The sequence below is a fragment of the Thauera sp. 28 genome (assembly GCF_000310145.2).
Taxonomy (GTDB): domain Bacteria; phylum Pseudomonadota; class Gammaproteobacteria; order Burkholderiales; family Rhodocyclaceae; genus Thauera; species Thauera mechernichensis.
In genome coordinates this window covers 169,895-188,206 of the sequence record NZ_AMXA01000005.1, presented here as the reverse complement: position 1 = coordinate 188,206, position 18,312 = coordinate 169,895, and the positions used below count along the sequence as shown (strand labels likewise).

General features: G+C 66.1%; 15 protein-coding genes. 5 read left to right on the top strand and 10 right to left on the bottom strand.

What is annotated here, in order from left to right; translation table 11 throughout:
- Window positions 1-890 (top strand): phosphoenolpyruvate carboxylase (locus C662_RS06455; protein ID WP_002926316.1); only part of this gene is annotated, 890 nt, incomplete at its 5' end.
- An 81-nt stretch (window positions 891-971) separates the two neighbouring features.
- Here the strand turns inward: C662_RS06455 and pyk are convergent.
- The 9 genes from pyk to gudD form a co-directional block, all read right to left on the bottom strand.
- Window positions 972-2,420: a pyruvate kinase gene (gene pyk, locus C662_RS06450; protein ID WP_002926314.1), complete on the bottom strand. Its 1,449-nt coding sequence runs from the start codon at window positions 2,418-2,420 to the stop codon at window positions 972-974.
- A 68-nt stretch (window positions 2,421-2,488) separates the two neighbouring features.
- Window positions 2,489-4,057 carry a galactarate dehydratase gene (gene garD, locus C662_RS06445; RefSeq protein ID WP_002926312.1) on the bottom strand — a complete coding sequence of 523 codons (1,569 nt, stop codon included), beginning with the start codon at window positions 4,055-4,057 and terminating at the stop codon, window positions 2,489-2,491.
- A gap of 59 nt (window positions 4,058-4,116) precedes the next feature.
- Complete coding sequence (locus tag C662_RS06440; protein ID WP_002926310.1) at window positions 4,117-5,637, bottom strand: tripartite tricarboxylate transporter permease; 1,521 nt, start codon at window positions 5,635-5,637, stop codon at window positions 4,117-4,119.
- Between the two features lie 13 nt (window positions 5,638-5,650).
- Window positions 5,651-6,130: a tripartite tricarboxylate transporter TctB family protein gene (locus C662_RS06435; RefSeq protein WP_002926308.1), complete on the bottom strand. Its 480-nt coding sequence runs from the start codon at window positions 6,128-6,130 to the stop codon at window positions 5,651-5,653.
- Window positions 6,131-6,201: 71 nt separating this feature from the next.
- Window positions 6,202-7,179 (bottom strand): tripartite tricarboxylate transporter substrate binding protein, encoded by a 978-nt coding sequence (locus tag C662_RS06430; protein WP_002926306.1) that lies wholly within the window; start codon window positions 7,177-7,179, stop codon window positions 6,202-6,204.
- Window positions 7,180-7,223: 44 nt separating this feature from the next.
- Window positions 7,224-8,639, bottom strand: a complete 1,416-nt coding sequence (locus C662_RS06425; protein WP_002926304.1) for an enolase C-terminal domain-like protein — start codon at window positions 8,637-8,639, stop codon at window positions 7,224-7,226.
- A 43-nt stretch (window positions 8,640-8,682) separates the two neighbouring features.
- A complete protein-coding gene (locus tag C662_RS06420; RefSeq protein WP_002926302.1) occupies window positions 8,683-9,447 on the bottom strand; it encodes an aldolase/citrate lyase family protein in 765 nt (254 codons plus the stop codon).
- A 93-nt stretch (window positions 9,448-9,540) separates the two neighbouring features.
- Entirely contained in the window at window positions 9,541-10,425 is an 885-nt protein-coding gene (gene glxR / locus C662_RS06415) for a 2-hydroxy-3-oxopropionate reductase (RefSeq protein WP_002926301.1), read from the bottom strand.
- A gap of 47 nt (window positions 10,426-10,472) precedes the next feature.
- The gene (gene gudD, locus C662_RS06410; protein ID WP_002926300.1) at window positions 10,473-11,822 is read right to left on the bottom strand and encodes a glucarate dehydratase; all 1,350 of its coding nucleotides are present in this window, start codon (window positions 11,820-11,822) and stop codon (window positions 10,473-10,475) included.
- A gap of 398 nt (window positions 11,823-12,220) precedes the next feature.
- Here gudD and C662_RS06405 point away from each other — a divergent pair, with 398 nt between their 5' ends.
- The 3 genes from C662_RS06405 (at window position 12,221) to C662_RS06395 (ending at window position 15,961) form a co-directional block, all read left to right on the top strand.
- Window positions 12,221-12,988 (top strand): FadR/GntR family transcriptional regulator, encoded by a 768-nt coding sequence (locus C662_RS06405; RefSeq protein ID WP_037984220.1) that lies wholly within the window; start codon window positions 12,221-12,223, stop codon window positions 12,986-12,988.
- Window positions 12,989-13,054: 66 nt separating this feature from the next.
- Window positions 13,055-13,999 (top strand): AEC family transporter, encoded by a 945-nt coding sequence (locus C662_RS06400; protein ID WP_002926298.1) that lies wholly within the window; start codon window positions 13,055-13,057, stop codon window positions 13,997-13,999.
- Between the two features lie 153 nt (window positions 14,000-14,152).
- Window positions 14,153-15,961, top strand: a complete 1,809-nt coding sequence (locus C662_RS06395) for a sensor domain-containing diguanylate cyclase (RefSeq protein ID WP_002926297.1) — start codon at window positions 14,153-14,155, stop codon at window positions 15,959-15,961.
- 5 nt (window positions 15,962-15,966) lie between these two features.
- Here the strand turns inward: C662_RS06395 and C662_RS06390 are convergent, their stop codons facing one another.
- Window positions 15,967-16,557, bottom strand: coding sequence for a hypothetical protein (locus C662_RS06390; RefSeq protein WP_002926295.1), 591 nt, complete (start codon window positions 16,555-16,557; stop codon window positions 15,967-15,969).
- A gap of 139 nt (window positions 16,558-16,696) precedes the next feature.
- On the opposite strand from C662_RS06390, the gene C662_RS06385 reads away from it, so the two are divergent.
- Entirely contained in the window at window positions 16,697-18,286 is a 1,590-nt protein-coding gene (locus C662_RS06385) for a glycoside hydrolase family 19 protein (RefSeq protein WP_002926294.1), read from the top strand.
- Window positions 18,287-18,312 lie beyond the last annotated feature (26 nt).

The following is an 18,312-nucleotide window of genomic DNA, read 5'->3' as shown; positions in this document are numbered from 1 at the left end:
ACCAGGCCATCCTCGCTCAGCCCGAGGGCGCGGTGCAGGGCCAGATCCGGCTCACCGAGCAGGGCGAGGTGATCGGCGCCAAGTACGGTAACCCGGAAGTGGGCCGGCGCAACCTCGAGGTGCTGGTGGCCGCCACGCTCGAGACCAGCCTGCGCCCGGCCAGCGCCGCGCCCACCCCGGCGGCCTTCCTCGAGGCCATGCAGGCCTTGTCGGACGCCGCCTTCGCCGCCTACCGCGGCCTGGTCTACGAGACCGAGGGCTTCGAGCGCTACTTCTGGGAATCGACCGTGATCAGCGAGATCGCCGCGCTCAACATCGGCAGCCGCCCGGCCTCGCGCAAGAAGAGCACCGCCATCGAGGATCTGCGCGCCATCCCCTGGGTCTTCAGCTGGTCGCAGTGCCGGGTGATGCTGCCGGGCTGGTACGGCTTTGGCAGCGCGGTGCAGGCCTTGCTCGCCCGCCAGCCCGCGGACGGCCTGGCGCTGCTGCAGCGCATGAACCGCGAGTGGCCCTTCTTCCAGACCCTGCTGTCGAACATGGACATGGTGCTGGCCAAGACCGACCTCGCGATCGCCAGCCGCTACGCCGAGCTGGTCAAGGACGCCGCGCTGCGCGAGGCGATCTTCGGGCGCATCCGCGCCGAGCACCAGGCCACCGTCGAGGCGGTGCTCAAGATCACCGGCCAGGCCGCACTGCTCGACGGCAACCCACTGCTCAAGCGCTCGATCCGCAACCGCTTCCCCTACCTGGACCCGCTCAACCACGTCCAGGTCGAGCTGCTGCGCCGCCACCGCGAAGCCGCCGCCGCTGCCGGCAGCGACGAGCGCACCCGCAACGGCATCCATATCTCGATCAACGGCATCGCGGCGGGCTTGCGCAACAGCGGCTGAGTGATCTACGCCCTCATGTGGACGAAGGCTTGCGGCACCCCGTAGAACGCGGGTGCCGCAAGCCTCTCGTGCGCCCTGTCTTCAGTGCGACGGCTGCATCGGCTCCGGATGTTCTCCGACTCGTACGATCTTCATCGTGTTGGTGCCGCCGGTGCTGCCGATCGGTTCGCCGATGGTGAGCACGATCAGGTCGCCGGGACTGACTATGCCGCGGCGTAGCAACAATTGTTCGGCCTCCCACAGCAGGCGATCGCGGTCGCTGCCATGCTGCTCGATCAGCAGCGGGCGCACATCGCGATACAGCGTCATCTGGTCGTGGGCATCCTGCTCGGGGGTTAGCGCATAGATCGGCACCCCGGCATTGAGCCGGCTCATCCACAGTGCGGTCGAGCCGGTCTGGGTAAGCGAGGCGATCGCCTTCACCTTCAAGTGGTAGGCGGTCCAGATCGCCGCCATCGCGATCGATTCGTCGATGCGGGTGAAGACCCGATTCAGCAGCTCGCGGTCGAGGCCGATTTCAGCCGACTTTTCCGCCTCCTCGCACACTCGGCTCATCGCCTCGATGACTTCTACCGGGTACTTGCCGGCGGCGGTCTCGGCCGACAGCATCACCGCGTCGGTGCCGTCGAGCACCGCGTTGGCGACATCGGACACCTCGGCGCGCGTCGGCACCGGGCTGGTGATCATCGATTCCATCATCTGCGTGGCAGTGATGGTGAGCTTGTTACGGTCACGCGCGGCGCGGATCATCTTCTTCTGCAGGGCAGGCACGGCGGCGTCGCCGACCTCGACTGCGAGGTCGCCGCGCGCCACCATGATGCCGTCCGAGGCGCCTAGGATCTCCTCCAGGTTGGCGACGGCCTCGGTGCGCTCGATCTTGGCGATCAGCACCGCGCTGCTGCCGGCGGCGCGCAGCAGCTGGCGGGCCATGTACATGTCGGCCGCGCTCTTGGGGAAGGACACGGCGACAAAGTCCACGCCGATCTGCGCCGCGGTGCGGATGTCATCCATGTCCTTGGCGGTGAGCGCGGGGGCGGTGAGCCCGCCGCCCTGACGGTTGATGCCCTTGTTGTTCGACAGCTCGCCGCCCACCTTCACCGTGGTGTGGATCTCGTGGCCGAGCACGCGCTGCACGGTGAGCTTGAGGCGGCCGTCGTCGAGCAGCAGCACGTCGCCCGGCTTGACGTCCTTGGGCAGGTCCTTGTAGTCGAGTCCGACGCGTTGCGTGTTGCCGAGCTCGCAGCTGGCGTCAAGTATGAAGGCTGCGTCGCGGGTCAGCGTCACACGGCCTTCCTCGAACTTGCCGACGCGGATCTTGGGGCCCTGCAGGTCGGCGAGGATTCCTACGGGCCGCCGTGCCGCCGCTGCCACGCTGCGGATCGCCTCGGCGCGCGCGACATGGTCCTCGGCCTTGCCGTGGGAGAAGTTCATGCGCACCACATCGACCCCCGCTTGCACCATGCGGGCGAGGATCTGCGGGTCGGACGAGGCGGGGCCGAGGGTGGCGACGATCTTGGTCTGGCGGGTCATGCGGGGTGTCCTTGGGTGAGAGGGGCGCGGCCGGCGCCCTTGCGCCGGACCGTTATCGGGCCGGCGCTTCAGGTCACCGGCGCGGGGTTGAAAAGCACCAGCGCGTTGGCGAGCTTCCAGTGCTCGGCCCAGGTCCTGCGGCCGCTGGCGACATCGAGCATGAGGTGGAAGAGTTCCCAGCCCACGTCTTCGATCGTCAGCTCGCCAGTGGCGATGCGGCCGGCGTCGACGTCCATCAGATCGTGCCAGCGCCGCGCCAGCTCGCTGCGGGTGGCGACCTTGATTACCGGGCATTCGGCGAGGCCGTAGGGTGTGCCGCGACCAGTGGTGAAGATGTGAAGGTTCATGCCGGCCGCCAGTTGCAGCGTGCCGCAGATGAAGTCGCTCGCCGGAGTGGCGGCGTAGATCAGGCCCTTCTGCTTGAGCTTTTCGCCCGGCGCCAGCACGCCGGAAATCGGGGCGGTGCCGGATTTGATGATCGAGCCCATCGCCTTCTCGACGATGTTGGACAGCCCGCCTTTCTTGTTGCCCGGCGTGGTGTTGGCGCTGCGGTCGACCTGGCCGCGCTGCAGGTAGGCGTCGTACCAGGCCATCTGCGCGATCATCGCCTCGGCCACCGCGGCATTAACGGCGCGCGCGGTGAGCTGGTCGATGCCGTCGCGTACCTCGGTGACTTCCGAGAACATCACCGTGGCACCGGCGCGCACCAGCAGGTCGGTGGCGAAACCGACCGCCGGGTTGGCGGTGACGCCGGAAAACGCATCGCTGCCGCCACACTGCACGCCAACGACCAGTTCGGACGCCGGCACCGTCTCGCGCCGGCGGGTGTTCAGGCGTTGCAGGTGCGGCTCGGCGCTGCGCAGGATGGCGTCGATCATCGACATGAAGCCGACGTGGCGCTCGTCCTGCAGACAGACGATGTCGAGCGCGGCATCGGCCGGCTCGCGTCGATCGACGATCGGGATGCTGCCCGGCGGCAGCAGGCGCTCGGGCTGCAGTTTCTCGCAGCCCAGGCTGATCACCATCACTTCGCCGCCGAAGTTGGGGTTGAGGCTGATGTTGCGCAGGGTGCGGATCGGCACGATGGCGTCCGGCGCGTCGATGGCGACGCCGCAGCCATAGGTATGTTCCAGGCCGACGACATCGTCGACGTTGGGGTACTTCGGCAGCAGTTCGGCCTTGATGCGCTTGACCGCGAAATCGAGCACGCCGGCCACGCACTGCACGGTGGTGGTGATGGCGAGGATGTTGCGCGTGCCCACCGAGCCGTCCGGGTTGCGGTAGCCCTCGAAGGTGTAGCCCTCCAGCGGTGGCAGGGATGCAGGCTGTCTGGTGGCGATCGGCAGGCCGTCAAGTTTGCGCGCGTCGGGCATCTGCAACAGCCGTTCATGCACCCAGCTGCCGGCCGGGATGTCCTGCAGAGCATGGCCGATGGGGACGTCATAGCGGCGCACGGCCTCGCCCGGAGCAAGGGACACCAGCGCCACCTTGTGGCCCTGCGGCACGTGCTCGCACAGCACGAGGCCGTCGGCCAGTACCGTCCCGGCCGGTAGGCCGCCATCGTTGGCGACGATGGCGACGTTGTCCGCCGGATGCATGCGGATCGTGATCGGTTGCTCAGCGGTGGTGCCGGACATGGGCGGTTGCTCCATCAGTGACGGGTAGCGGCTCTGGGGGGACGACTCGGCGGGGCCGCTCAGGCGCGCAGGATCTCGGCAGTCTTGCTGGGCTTGTCGCGGAATGCACCCCATATCTGCCAGGCGATCACCGCAGCGGCGAGCCCAAGGAAGCTGCCCGAGATCGGTGAAGTGAGGAAGCCCATGAAGTTGCCGTCAGACAGCATGAGCCCGCGGCGGAAGTTGGTCTCCGCCATTGGCCCGAGGATGAAGCCGATGATGAAGGGCGCCGCCGGGATACCACCCTTGACGAAGCCGTAGCCGAGCAGCCCGAAGACGACGATGGACCACACGTCGAAGATGCGGCTCGACAGTCCGAATGCCCCCACCACGCACAACACCATGATGATCGGTAGCAGGATGTGCTTGGGCACCGCGAGCAGCTTGACGAAGATGCGCAGGCCCCAGAACTCCAGGATCAGCATCAGCACCGAGGCCAGGATCAGCGCGGCGAAGATCGTGTAGACCAGCTCGCCCTGGCTGACGAAGAGCATCGGGCCGGGCTGGATGCCGTGGATCATGAAGCCGCCGAGCAGGATCGCGGTGACTGCGTCGCCCGGGATGCCGAGCGTGAGCAGCGGGATCATCGCACCGCCGATGCCGGCGTTGTTGGCTGTTTCCGGGGCGACGATGCCGTCGATGCAGCCCTTGCCGAACCTCTCCGGATGCTTCGAGCGCTTCTTGGCGGCGATGTAGGCGACCAGGTTTGAGGTGCCGGCGCCGATGCCGGGCAGGATACCGATGCCCAGGCCGATGCTGGCCGAGCGGAAGGCGTTGGGGATCTGCTCGAAGAACTCCTTCATCGAGAAGCCGAAGCCTTTGATGCTGTGCATGCTGACCTGGCCGACGGCGGCCTTCTGCTCGCGGCGAACGGCCTCGGCGACCTTGATGATCTCGGAGATCGCGAAAACGCCGACGAGCACGATCAGCAGGTCGAAGCCGCTGTTGAGATTGGGCACACCGAAGGTGAAGCGGCGCACCGCATCCACTGGCGCGATGCCGACGGTGGAGATTGCAAAGCCGATCGCACCGGCGAACAGTCCCTTCACCATCGAGCCGGTCGACAGTGTGGCGATCAGGGTCAGCGAGAAGATGGCGATGCCGAAGTATTCGTGCGGACCGAAACTCAGCGCCACCTTGGCGAGCCAGGGCGCGATGAAGATCAGTGCGGCGATGCTGAAGATCGTACCGAGAAAGGAGAACACCACGCCCACGCCGAGCGCCTTGATGCCCTCGCCCTTGTCCATCATCGGGCCACCCTCGAAGGTGGTGGCGATGGAGGACGGTGTGCCCGGGATCTTGAGCAGAATGGCGGCGATCAGGCCGCCCGAGGTGGCGCCGATGTAGAGCGCGACTAGCAGTGACAGGCCGGCGGCCGGACCCATTGTGAACGTGAGCGGCAAGCACAGCGCGATCGCCATCACTGCGGTCAGGCCGGGCACTGCACCGAAAATGATGCCGACCGCGACACCCAGCGTGACCAGTGCGAGGATATTGAGCGAGAAGACGGCGCCGAAGCCGCCAAGCAGGAGTTCGAACATGTCTCGTCCCCCCTTATTCGATGAAGTCGAGCAGACCGGGCGGCAGCAGGAGGTCGAAGCCGTGGCGGAACATGACGTAGATGAACACCGATGCACACAGTGCGATCAGCAGGTAGCGCGGATGCGACACGCGATGGTCGTGTGGGGTCAGCACCAGGAACTGCAGGTACAGGTAGCCCACGGTGGCGATCGGGAAGCCGAGCCCCTGGAGCACCGCGATGTAGCCGACGATGAGGCCGAGCGTCTTGCCGACGGTCAGGTAGTCGGGCCTTGCTTCGGTCGCTTCAGCGTCATGGTCCTTCGGGATCTGACGCCATGCGGCGATGAGTTGGAGCGCGCCGAGCAGACACATGCCGGCCGCCAGCAGGTAAGGCACGAATGCGGCGTCGATGAAGGCCTTGCGCGGCAGCTTTGCGGTGAGGATGAGGTAGAGGAGGCCGATGGCGAGCATCGCCGCACCGATCACCAGTTCCCTTTTCTTGGCGCGATCCATGGTCGTTCCTTAGAGGGGAGAACGTCAGGAGGAAGAGCCGCCACTTTGCGTGGCGGCCCATGGCAGCAGGCTTACTTGCGCGATTGGCGCAGCACGTCCTTGTACTGCATATAGTTTTCGCGGGTCTGCTTGAGAATATCGAGCGCTTCTGCCGTACCGTGGAAGCTCACCGGCTGCTTGTAGGCCTTTTCAAGATCCTGCGCGTACTCGGGTTTCTCGGTGATCTGCTTCATGATCGAGGACATCTTGGCGATGATTGCCGGGTCGGTGCCCTTGGGGAAGGCGATGATGTAGGGCTTGTCCATCACCATGTCGACGCCTTGTTCGCGGAAAGTCTTGATCTCGCCCAGCAGCGCGTTGCGCTCGGCGTTGGGTTGGGCGATCGCGACCATGTCGCCCTTGGCCACGTAGTCCTGCACCACGCCGAAGCTGATCGCACCCAGATCGGCGCGGCCGCCGAGCAGCGAGGTCACCTTTTCCGCGGCGGAGCCGCTGTCGACGAACTTCAGCTTCACGCCCGCGAGCTTCTCGAACATCAGGCCCTGCAGGTGCGAGAAGCCGCCCATCTCGGTGCCATACACCACGGTGCCGGGCGCCGCCTTGGCCTTGTCGACCAGGCCCTTGACGTCCTTGATGCCCGAGGCCTTGCTGCTGACGAACACAGCGCCCTTGTCGACCGCGGCGATGCAGGCGATGTCGAGCACGTCGTAGCTGTAGTCGGCGAGGCCGGCGACTTCGTTCACCACCAGTTGCCCGGTGTGGCCGAAGAAGATGGTGTTGCCGTCGGGGTTGCTGCCCTGCACGTGCGAGACCGCGATCGTGCCGCCGCCGCCGCCCATGTTGGTGACGACCATCGACTTGCCGGTGATGTGGGAGAAGTACTTGGCCATGGTGCGGGCGTTGAAGTCGGTGTCGCCGCCGGCACCGGCCGGGACCACGACCTGGATCGGGCGCGTCGGCCAGTTGGTGGCGTCGGCCGCGAAGGCGGTCGAGGCGGTGGCGGTGACCATCGCGGTGACGAGGGTGCGGGTGAGCATCTTCTTGAACATGGTGTAGATCTCCTTCCTGTTGTGCTTCGGTGCTGCGATGGATATCAGCCGCGCTGGCGGCCGAGACTGGGCTGCTTGGGGTCGTACTTCCAGCCGGGGACGAGGTACTGCATGGCCATGGCATCGTCCCGGGCGCCGCTGCCGACGTTCTTGTAGAGTTCGTGGGCCTGCAGGATGCGGTCCATGTCGGGCTCGATGCCCAGGCCCGGGCGATCCGGCACGGCGACTTCGCCGCCGACGATCTGCAGCGGCTCACGGGTCAGGCGCTCGTTGCCTTCCTGCCAGATCCAGTGGGTGTCGATGGCGGTGATGCGCCCGGGCGCGGCTGCGGCGCAGTGGGTGAACATCGCCAGCGAGATGTCGAAGTGATTGTTGGAGTGCGATCCCCAGGTCAGGCCCCAGGCTTCGCATAGCTGCGCCAGCCGTACCGAGCCCTGCATGGTCCAGAAGTGCGGGTCGGCGAGGGGGATGTCGACCGCGTCCAGGCGCACCGAATGTCCCATCTGGCGCCAGTCGGTGGCGACCATGTTCGTGGCGGTGGGGATGCCGGTGGCGCGGCGGAACTCGGCCATCACTTCGCGCCCCGAGAAGCCGTTCTCCGGGCCGCAGGGGTCTTCGGCATAGGCCAGGATGTGGCCCTGGCCCTTGCACAGCGCGATCGCCTCGACCAGCGACCAGGCGCCGTTGGGGTCGAGGGTGACGCGGGCGTCGGGGAAGCGCGCCTTGATCGCGGCAATCGCCTCCATCTCCTCGCTGCCATGCATGACGCCGCCCTTGAGCTTGAAATCGCGGAAGCCGTAGCGGTCGGCGGCGGAGGCGGCCTGGCGGACGATGGTCTCGGGCGTGACCGCCTCGAGGTGGCGGGTGCGGTACCAGTCGTGGCCGCGCGGCGCGTCGGCATCCTTGCCGGAAAGGTAGGGCAGGTCGGTGCGGCCGCGGTCGCCGATGTAGAACAGGTAGGCGAGCATCGGTGCGCGTGCGCGCTGCTGGCCGCTGCCCAGCAGTTCCGCCACTGGCACCCCGAGGTGCTGGCCGAGCAGGTCGAGCAGCGCGGCCTCGACCGCGGTGAGCACGTTGTCCAGACGCAGGTTGATCTCGTGCGGCTGCTTGAGCACGCGGGCTTCGGCTTCCGAAGTGACCTGATGCACCGTGCTCTGCGGCATGCCGTCGCCGCCGCCGGCGATGGAATGGCGGATGGTGTTGAGTGTGCGGTTGTAGCGCCCCACCTGAGTGCCGACGACGAGCTCGCGGCTGCGCTCGAGCGTACGCAGGATGCCCTCGCCGCCCGGCACCTCGCCGACGCCGGTGCGGCCGGCGTTGTCACGCAGGATGACGAGGTTGCGGGTAAACCAGGGTGCGTGGGCGCCGCACAGGTTGAGCAGCATGCCGTCGTGGCCGGCCACCGGGATGACCTGCATGTCGGTGACGATCGGGCTGGCGGTGTGCGTGGTGTTGGTCATGGCGTTCGGGTTTCTCGTCCGGGTGGTCGGTTGCCGCGGCCGATCAGGCCTTGAAGCGCTGCACCAGTGCCTGTGCGCCGTCGCGCAGCACGTTCTGGTCGGCGCCGACGGCGACGAACAGGCAGCCGAGCTCGACGTAGTGCTTCGCCAGGGTCTCGTCGCCGGTGAGGATGCCGGCGGCCTTGCCGCAGGCCTGGACGCGGCCGATGGCGTCCTCGATCGCAGCCAGCACCTCGGGGTGCTTGGGGTTGCCGAGGCGGCCGAGCGCAGCGGAGAGGTCGCCCGGGCCGATGAAGACGCCGTCGATGCCGTCCACGCTGGCGATCGCCTCGATGTTCTTCAGGCCCTCGACGGTCTCCACCTGCACCAGCACGCAGATCTCGTCCTCGCAGCGGTGGGCGTAGTCCTTGATGCGGCCGTAGTTGGAGGCGCGCGGGGCGCCGGCGTAGCCGCGCACGCCGCGGGTCGGGTAGCGGGTGTAGGCGACCGCGTTGCGCGCCTCTTCCTCGGTCTGCACGTAGGGTACGAGCAGGGTCTGCACGCCGATGTCGAGCAGGCGCTTGAACAGCACCATGTCGTTCCAGTACGGGCGGATGATGGCCGAGGCGGTGCCGCCGTTCATCGCCTGCAGCTGCGACAGGATGGTGCCGACCTCGTTGGGCGAGTGCTCCATGTCGAGCAGCAGCCAGTCGTAGCCGCAGTGGGCGAGGATCTCGGTGCTGATGTTGCTGCACAGATGCGACCACAGGCCGATCTGCTTTTGGCCGGACTGGATGGCGCGTTTGAAGCGATTGATGGGCAGGTCCATGGTCGGTTCCGTCAGGGCTGTTGGAGGTGGCAGGCACCGCGGTGACATGTGTCAGCCACGGCGCCCGCCTGGGAGAGCGAGATGGATCGGGGCTCAGTTGCCGGCGATCTTGTGGTTGGCGGCGATTTCCAGCGCCTGCACCAGGCCGGAGTGGTCCCAGGCTGCGCCGCCGTGGGCGGTGCAGGCGTTCATCAACTGCAGCGCGCTGGCGGTGTGCGGAAGCGACAGGCCCAGGGCGCGCGCACCTTCCAGGGCCAGGTTGAGGTCCTTCTGGTGCAGTTCGATGCGGAAACCCGGGTTGAAGGTGCGCTTGATCATGCGCTCGCCGTGCACTTCGAGGATGCGCGAGGCGGCGAAGCCGCCCATCAGCGCCTGACGCACTTTCGCGGGGTCAGCGCCGGCCTTGGAGGCGAACAGCAGCGCCTCGCCAACGGCCTCAATGTTGAGTGCGACCACGATCTGGTTGGCGACTTTGGTGATCTGACCGTCGCCGTTGCCGCCGACGAGGGTGATGTTCTTGCCCATCAGTTCGAACAGCGGCTTGACCTTCTCGAAGGTGGCCTCGCTGCCACCGACCATGATGGTCAGGCTGGCGGCTTTGGCACCGACTTCGCCGCCCGACACCGGGGCGTCGAGGTATTCGCAGCCCAGGGCGTTGATGCGCCGGGCAAAATCCTTGGTGGCGATGGGCGAGATTGAACTCAGGTCGACCACGATTTTGCCGGCGGACAGACCCTCCGCGGCGCCGTTGTCGCCGAACAGAGCGTCGGCAACGTGCGGCGTATCGGGAACCATGATGAAAATTATGTCGGCCTGCCGTGCCACTTCACATGCGTTGGCGCACGCATTCGCACCTTTTTCCAGCAGTGCTGCAGGCACCCCGCTGCGCGACTGTGCAAACAGTTCGTGACCGGCGGCCAGCAGGTGGCCCGCCATCGGTGCGCCCATGATGCCAAGGCCGATGAATCCGAGTTTCATGTGAGTTCTCCGTGATCGTTGAATGAGGTGGGGTCGGGGGCAGCGGCTCAGCGCACCATGCACGGCCGCTTGTTGTCGAAGGTCCAGCCCGGGATCAGGTACTGCATGGCGACTGCGTCGTCGCGTGCGCCCAAGCCGTTTTCCAGGTAGCAGCGGTGGGCTTTCTCTAGCTGGTCTTCGTCGAGCTCGATGCCCAGGCCGCCCTTCTGCGGCACGGCGACCTTGCCGTCGACGATCTGCAGTGGCGCGCGGGTCAGGCGCTCGTTGCCTTCCTGCCAGATCCAGTGGGTGTCGATGGCGGTGATGCGCCCAGGCGCGGCTGCGGCGCAGTGGGTGAACATCGCCAGCGAGATGTCGAAGTGATTGTTGGAGTGCGATCCCCAGGTCAGCCCCCACTCGTGGCAGATCTGCGCCACCCGGACCGAGCCGGCGAGCGTCCAGAAATGTGGGTCGGCGAGCGGGATATCCACCGACTGGAGCTGGATTGAGTGCCCCATCTGGCGCCAGTCGGTGGCGACCATGTTGGTCGCGGTCGGCAGCCCCGTGGCGCGGCGGAACTCGGCCATCACCTCGCGTCCCGAGAAGCCGCCTTCGGCGCCGCAGGGGTCTTCGGCGTAGGCGAGCACGCCGTGCAGGTCGCGCAGCAGGCGCACTGCGTCCTTCAGCAGCCAGCCGCCGTTGGGGTCGAGCGTCACGCGCGCCTGAGGGAAGCGCTCGTGCAGGGCGCGGATGGCTTCGACCTCTTCCTCGCCGCGCAGCACGCCGCCCTTGAGCTTGAAGTCGTTGAAGCCGTAGCGCGCATGCGCGGCTTCGGCCAGGCGCACGACGCCTTCGGGGGTCATCGCGGCCTCGTTGCGCACGCGGAACCAGGCATCGTCGGCGTCGAGCTCGGTGCGGTAGTTCAGGTCGGTCTTGTTGCGGTCGGCGACGAAGAACAGGTAGCCGAGCATCTCGACCTCGCTGCGCTGCTGGCCTTCGCCGAGCAGGGCCGCGACCGGCACGCCCAGGTGTTGGCCGAGCAGGTCGAGCAGTGCCGCCTCGACTGCAGTCACGGCGTGGATGGTCACGCGCAGGTCGAAGGTCTGCAGGCCGCGGCCGTCGGCGTCGCGGTCGGCGAAGCGCTGCCGCATCGTGTTGAGGATGGCGTTCCAGTTACCGACCGGTTGTCCGACGATGAGGTGGCGGGCGTCTTCCAGTGTCTGGCGGATCTTCTCGCCGCCGGGCACTTCGCCAAGGCCGGTGTTTCCCGCGCTGTCCGTCAGGATGAGGATGTTGCGGGTGAAGTACGGGCCGTGCGCGCCGCTCAGGTTCAGCAGCATGCTGTCCTGGCCGGCGACCGGTACCACGCGCATGGCGGTGACGACCGGGGCGCGGCTGACGGGCTGGGTGTGAGTCATGGTGTGGGCTCCGGATACGCCGTGAAGCGAGCTAAGATGTACGACATCCTATAAATAGTCGTTGCATGCCGCAAGGCTTTTTCTAATGAATAAAAAGATTTTACTTATTGCTTTGCAGCGAAAAGTAGCCTGAACTACAGTTTTTCATTGTAAAAAGTGGGGTTATTCCATGCTGCGATGCATTAGAGCGGTGAGTTTTCGGCTTTGTGAGGTGTGATCACTCTTCGGATATGGCCAAAGTCCTCTAATGATGTCTGACGAGTAGTATGGAAACGAGTAATTCCGTGCTTGGTTTGAGATGTAAGACAACATACAATTTGGCGAACTGTTGAGCCGGCTCTACCGATTCCAGCCGCGTCCCTGCCATCAACCACAACGGCGCGCTTGCGCGAGAGCACATGAATCCCGCATCCAGTTCGGCTGAAGCACTGTCTGTCCGTAGGCCCGCCCGCGGCCTAGCCCATGAACTCGTCGCCGAAATGACCCAGCGCATTCGGGCAGGCGAGTTCAAGCCCGGCGACAAGCTACCTACCGAGTCGGAAATAGTGCGGGAGCGAGGCGTAAGCCGGACTGTGGTCCGCGAGGCCATCTCGCGGCTACAGGCGGCCGGGGTCGTGGAAACCCGGCATGGCATTGGTTCCTTCGTACTTGCGCCCGTAACGGGTGCGCAAGCCACCCTGCGCATTGATCCCGCCACTCTGCGTACAGTGCGCGACATCATCGCAATCCTCGAACTGCGCATCGCTCTCGAGACCGAGGCTGCATCACTTGCTGCCTTGCGTCGGACCGATACGAACCTTGATGAGATGCGAACTGCACTTGACGCCTTCCAGGCTGCCGTGTCCGATCAGCGTGCCTGTGTTGGCGCTGACATCCGTTTCCATTTGGCGATCGCACTTGCTACTGGCAACACACATTTTGCTGACTTCATGCAGCATCTTGGGGAGGCGATCATTCCGCGCGCCCGGGTAAACACGGCCAAGCTGGCGGGTGACGACTTCGCGCAGTACCTCTACCGCGTCAATCGCGAGCATGAGGACATCTACAACGCCATCCGCCGGCAGGACCCCGAGGCCGCGCGCGCCGCAATGCGCACTCATCTCTCCAACAGCCGTGAGCGCCTCGTGCGCGTGCAAGAAGAAGCCGAGCGCGTCTCGGCCGTCTGATATCCGCTTTAGCGTGGGCACTCGAGAGCCCGCCTTGTGCCCGCCGCGTGAGCAAGGGGGAATCCATTGGACATCATCTTCGGCGTCATCCTGCCCGTCTTCGGCACCCTTGCCCTTGGATATGCTGCGGCCCGCTACGGAGTGTTCGACGAGGCGGCGAACCGCGGACTGTCGGTGTTTGTATTCAACTTTGCCCTGCCGCTCATGCTGTTCCGCGCTATTGCTCAGGCCGAGTTGCCGGCACAGATGCCTTGGGGCTATCTGCTTTCCTACTACATCGGAGCCTTTGGCGTGTATGCGCTGGCGATGCTGGGCGCGCGCATTCTTTTCCGGCGTGAACTTGAGGAGCAGGCGGTACTCGGGCTCGGCAGTGCGTTCTCCAATACCGGGATGCTGGGCATTCCGTTGGTGATGACGGCGTACGGACCGTCGGCCGCCCTGCCGCTGTTTGTGATGATCGCCTGCCACAGCCTGTTGATGTTGCCGCCTACAACAGCGTTGATAGAAGCGGGACGCGGCGGTGGGCAGACGTTTGCCACGATGTTGCTCAACTTGGCTCGCAGTGTGCTCGGGACGCCGATCATCTGGGGGCTCTCGGGTGGGCTGGTGTTCGCGCTGGTCGGGCTGGAGATCCCCGGGCCGCTGGACGCTGTGGCGAAGGGGCTGGGTAGTGCGGCTACGCCTTGCGCCTTGTTCGCCCTCGGCGCATCGCTCACCCGATACAGCATTGGCGGAAACTTGCGCGAGCCCACGCTGCTGGTCGCCCTGAAGACGGTCATTCATCCCTTGCTGGTCTGGCTGCTAGCGACGCAGGTATTCGATGTGCCTGAGCTGTGGATGATGACCGGCGTCCTGCTCGCGGCCCTGCCGGCAGGCATCACGCCCTATCTGTTCGCGCAACGCTATGGTGTCTGCCAGGCACCGGTAGCATCTGCGGTGTTCTTGTCCACTCTGCTTTCGGTGCTGACCCTGTCACTGTTGCTCTTCCTTCTGCCGCCGGCCAGCGGCTGAAACTGCGCGCTGGTCGGAACAATGCCGTTTGGGTCAATCGCGCTGGCAGGCTCGTAGTACCATCGAGCAGCGATAGGCTTGGGGGTAGGACCCTCGCCCCGACGACAACAGCCGGAGACTGTCTTGCCGCGGCACTCCTTGAGAATGCAGGTCATGCCATGGCCGCTGAATACGATTCGTGCCGCGATCGTGGTATTGACCCTGTTCGCGCTCGTTTTCGGGTGGTCGGACATGTTGCGCAGCATGGACCAGACCGAGGCGGCAACGGTCGAGCGCGCGCGCCATCAGGCGCGTGGGCAGGCGAAGGCCGTGGGGGAACTGGTGCAGGCAAGGCTCGACAGCCTGGACCTGGCCATCAGGTCGGTGCGCGCGGCCGTCTCCGACGGCCATGCCGCCATCGAGCGCCAGACCCGGCTTGCGCTGCAGGACATGCCGAGCAATTTCGTGCTCCAGTTGTTCATCATCGACCACGATGGTTACCTGAGCTACTCCTCGCTTGGTCCGTCACCGCGCAACTATCTTGGCGATCGCGACTACTACGCCCGCCTGGCGGACGCCGAGGATGACATCCTCGTCGTCAGCGAACCCGTGCTCGGGCGGCTGACCCAGCGCTGGAGCATCCAGGTCGCGAGGTCGATCCGCGACAATGGCGTGTTCGCGGGCGTGGTGTCGATTGCGGTGTCGGTCGAGACCTGGGCCGAGACGCTGGCGCAACTCGAGCCGGGGCGGAGAGACACGCTGACGCTGGTCGGTCGCGATGGCGAACTGTTGATGCGCTCGCTGAGCGGGCCTGAACACTACGGCAAGCAGTTGCGTCTGAGGCGCGACTTCATCGATCAGCCAGCGCTTATGGAAGGCGACTACCTTGCCGAGAGTGTCGCTGATGGCGTTTCCCGTATTTTTGGCTGGAGCCGTTTGTCGTCCGGCTTGGTCATGGTTTCGGGCCTGGCGCTCGATGACGTGCTCGCGCCGGTCAGGAAGGCGCGCGAGCAGGGCATCACGCGAGGAGTGTTCCTGAGCATCTTCTTCCTGCTCGCCGTCTCCGGGCTCCTCTATGCACTCGCGCGCTCGGCACAGGTGATGCGCCGGCTGGCCGTGCGCGAGGCACGCACCAGGAATCTGGTGGACAACATGGCCGAGGGCATCATGGTGGTCGATGATGCGATGCGCATCGTCGCTTCCAACCCGGCCCTGTGTGAGATCAGCGGTCACACCGAGGAGGTGCTCCACGGCGCAAGCCCCGCGATGCTGTGCGGCGAGACGACAGCGGCTGACGATCTGCTGGCCCTGCTGGACGTGGAGGGCGAGGATATGCGTGGTGGTGACTTCGTCGGCATGAGACCTGACGGCGCCCGCTACATTGCTCATGCACGCGTGACGCGGATGAGCAGCGACGAAGGCGGACGCCACAAGCGGCTGGTGCTGGTTGCCGACGTCACCGAATCCCGGCGCGAGGCGGATGACATCTGGCGACGTGCCAACTTCGACATGCTGACCGGCCTGCCCAATCGCGCCCTCCTGCTCGATCGGCTGGAGCGCATGATCCTGCACGCCCGGCGCGAAGGCTCGGAAGTCATCGCACTGTTCGTCGATCTCGATCTGTTCAAGCCGATCAACGATCGTTTTGGCCATGCTTTCGGTGACCGCTTGCTGTGCCAGGTCGCGCGGCGCCTGGAACAGCTGTTTCGCAGCGAGGATACCGTGGGGCGTCTGGGCGGCGACGAGTTCGTCGTGCTGATCCCTGCCAGCCCGGCGCGCGATCTCGCGGGGCAGTCTGCCCAGAAGCTCGTAGACCGCCTGTCCGAGCCTTTCGAGATCGACGGTGAAGTGGTGAGCATCTCAGCCAGTGTTGGTGTGGCCTTCTATCCGCGCGATGCCGAGACACCAGCCGACCTCATTGCCGAGGCCGACGCCGCGATGTACCGCGCCAAGCACGCGGGGCGTGCCACCTGGCGCGCCTGAGCCGTTCAGTCATCCGCCCTGGCGAGAACGAAGCGGCTGCACTGCACGGCGACGAGTTGCAGACGGTTTCCGGTGCCGGCGTAGAACAGGGACCCCAGTGCGCGCCCATCCTGCCAGGGCTCGTGCATGGCAAGCGACCCACGCAGCCCCTCGAAGGCGACGGCGTCCGGATCGATGGCGTGGAAATCCACCAGGCGGAGCGCGCCTGCGGCATCGTGCAGCGTCTCAAAATGCAGTGCTGTGGCGAGGTCCGGTGACGCATCGCTGAGGCCGGCTGCAAAGCGCGCGCTCTCGGCCTGACCCGGTGCGGGCCAGAGAAACTCCGGAGTGACGATCTCGAAGCGGGTGATGGCGGCCGGTGCGCCCGCTGCCGGCTGCAGCAGGCGGAGTACGAGACGCGTGTGGTCGCTGTCCTTCAGCTCGCTGCAGATCAGTTCGAGTTCATGATCGGCTTCCGTGCCGGGGCCGATGACCGCAGTGACGATCTCGGCCGCGTACGCGCCGGCGGGTGCAAGCAGGGCGATGGCGATGCAGGTGCAAGCGATGGCGCGTGCCCGCTTGCATGCAGCCGGCGTCGGGGTGTGGGCGGTGTCCATCTGCGCGGCGTTCGGGGGGGCGGGTGGCCGTCATTATGCCGTGCCCTGCCGCCGCTGGTTCTGCGTCTGCTCGAGCAGGCTTGAATTGCGCCATTCCATGGGCTTAAGTTGGAGCGGGACGGACGACCGGAGAGGGGACATGTCGATCACGCGTGAAGTGCTCACCCGCATGGGGGCCAGTGCGGCGAACGCCGACAAGTACCTCGATAGTCTCAATGCCGCGATGGCGGTGCATGGCATCGACTCCAGCCTGCGGGTCGCCCATTTCCTTGCCCAGCTCATGCATGAGTCGGGGATGCTGAAGACCACGGTCGAGAACATGAACTACTCGGCCGAGCGCTTGCAGGCGGTGTTCCCGCGTTACTTTCCCACTGCTGCGGAGGCCGCAGCGCATGCCAACCAGCCCGAGCGCATCGGGAATCGTGTCTATGGCGGGCGCATGGGCAATGGTGCCGAGGCCACGGGCGACGGCTACCGCTACCGCGGTCGTGGCCTGATCCAACTCACGGGCAAGAGCAACTATCGCGCGTTCTCGGCCTGGATCGGCGATGACGTCGTCGCCATGCCCGAGCGTGTGGCCACCCAGTATGCAGTCCAGTCCGCAGTGTATTTCTGGGAGCGGAACGGTCTCAATGCGCTTGCCGATGTCGATGACCTGAGTACGATCACGCGACGCGTCAATGGCGGCCTGAATGGCTTTGCCCACCGCCGCGAACTGCTCGAGAAGGCCAGGCGCGCGCTCGCCGAGCTTGCCGCGCGCGGGGCGGTCGAGCTGCATGCGGGCCCGGTGTTCAAGGCAACGCACAAGGTGGTGCCCGCTGCCCTGAACCTGCGTACTGCACCGCGTGCCGCGGACAATACACGCATGGCGACGCTGGCGCAGGGCTGCCTGGTCGAAGTGCTGGGCGCGGCGGATGCCGATGTCTGGGTGCGCGTGCGGATCCTGCTCGATGGTGCGCTGCGCGAAGGCTTCGTTGCTGCGCGCTTCCTCGAGCCCCTGGTGCGCGGCCGTGCGCGCACCGCCGTGGCCTCCGAGGCGGCTGCGGCGAGCTTGCCGGCTGCACACATGCAGCAGGGACGTGCCGATATCACGCGCGCGCGCGACGGTGGGCGCGCCTACCCGCTCGGCGAGGAGGGACGACCGGCGCGCGGCGGACGCACGACGCAGGCGCGTGCGGCGGCGCTGGATGCCATTGTCGATTATCTGGACGTCGCTGCGCCCGCCCATCGGCGTTATCAGCCCCAAGGCGGGGCGACCTATTGCAACATCTATGCGACCGATTTTGCCTACCTTTGCGGGGCCTACCTGCCGCGGGTGTGGTGGTCCGGCCCGGCCCTGCGCCGCATCGCCGCGGGTGAGACGGTGGCGGTCAGCTACGGGCAGACTGTGCGCGAACTCAACGCCAACGCCCTGTTCGACTGGCTGGAAGACCATGGCACCGCTTTCGGCTGGGTGCGTGAGGTCGATCCGACCCTGCTCCAGGCCGCCGCCAATGCAGGTGAGGTGTGCCTGATCGTCGCCCAGCGCCGCGACCTCAACAGCCCGGGCCACATTACCGTCGTCGTCCCCGAGCGCGACGGCGCTGTTGCCCGCCGCAACGCCCGCGGCGAAGTCGTGCAGCCGCTCGAATCCCAGGCTGGGACACGCAACGTGCTGCGGGCGCCTGCTGCCAATGCATGGTGGTTGCATGCGCGCTTTCGCGCCCATGCTTTCTGGCGTCATCCTTGAACCAGGCGCCATCCTCCGGCCTGACC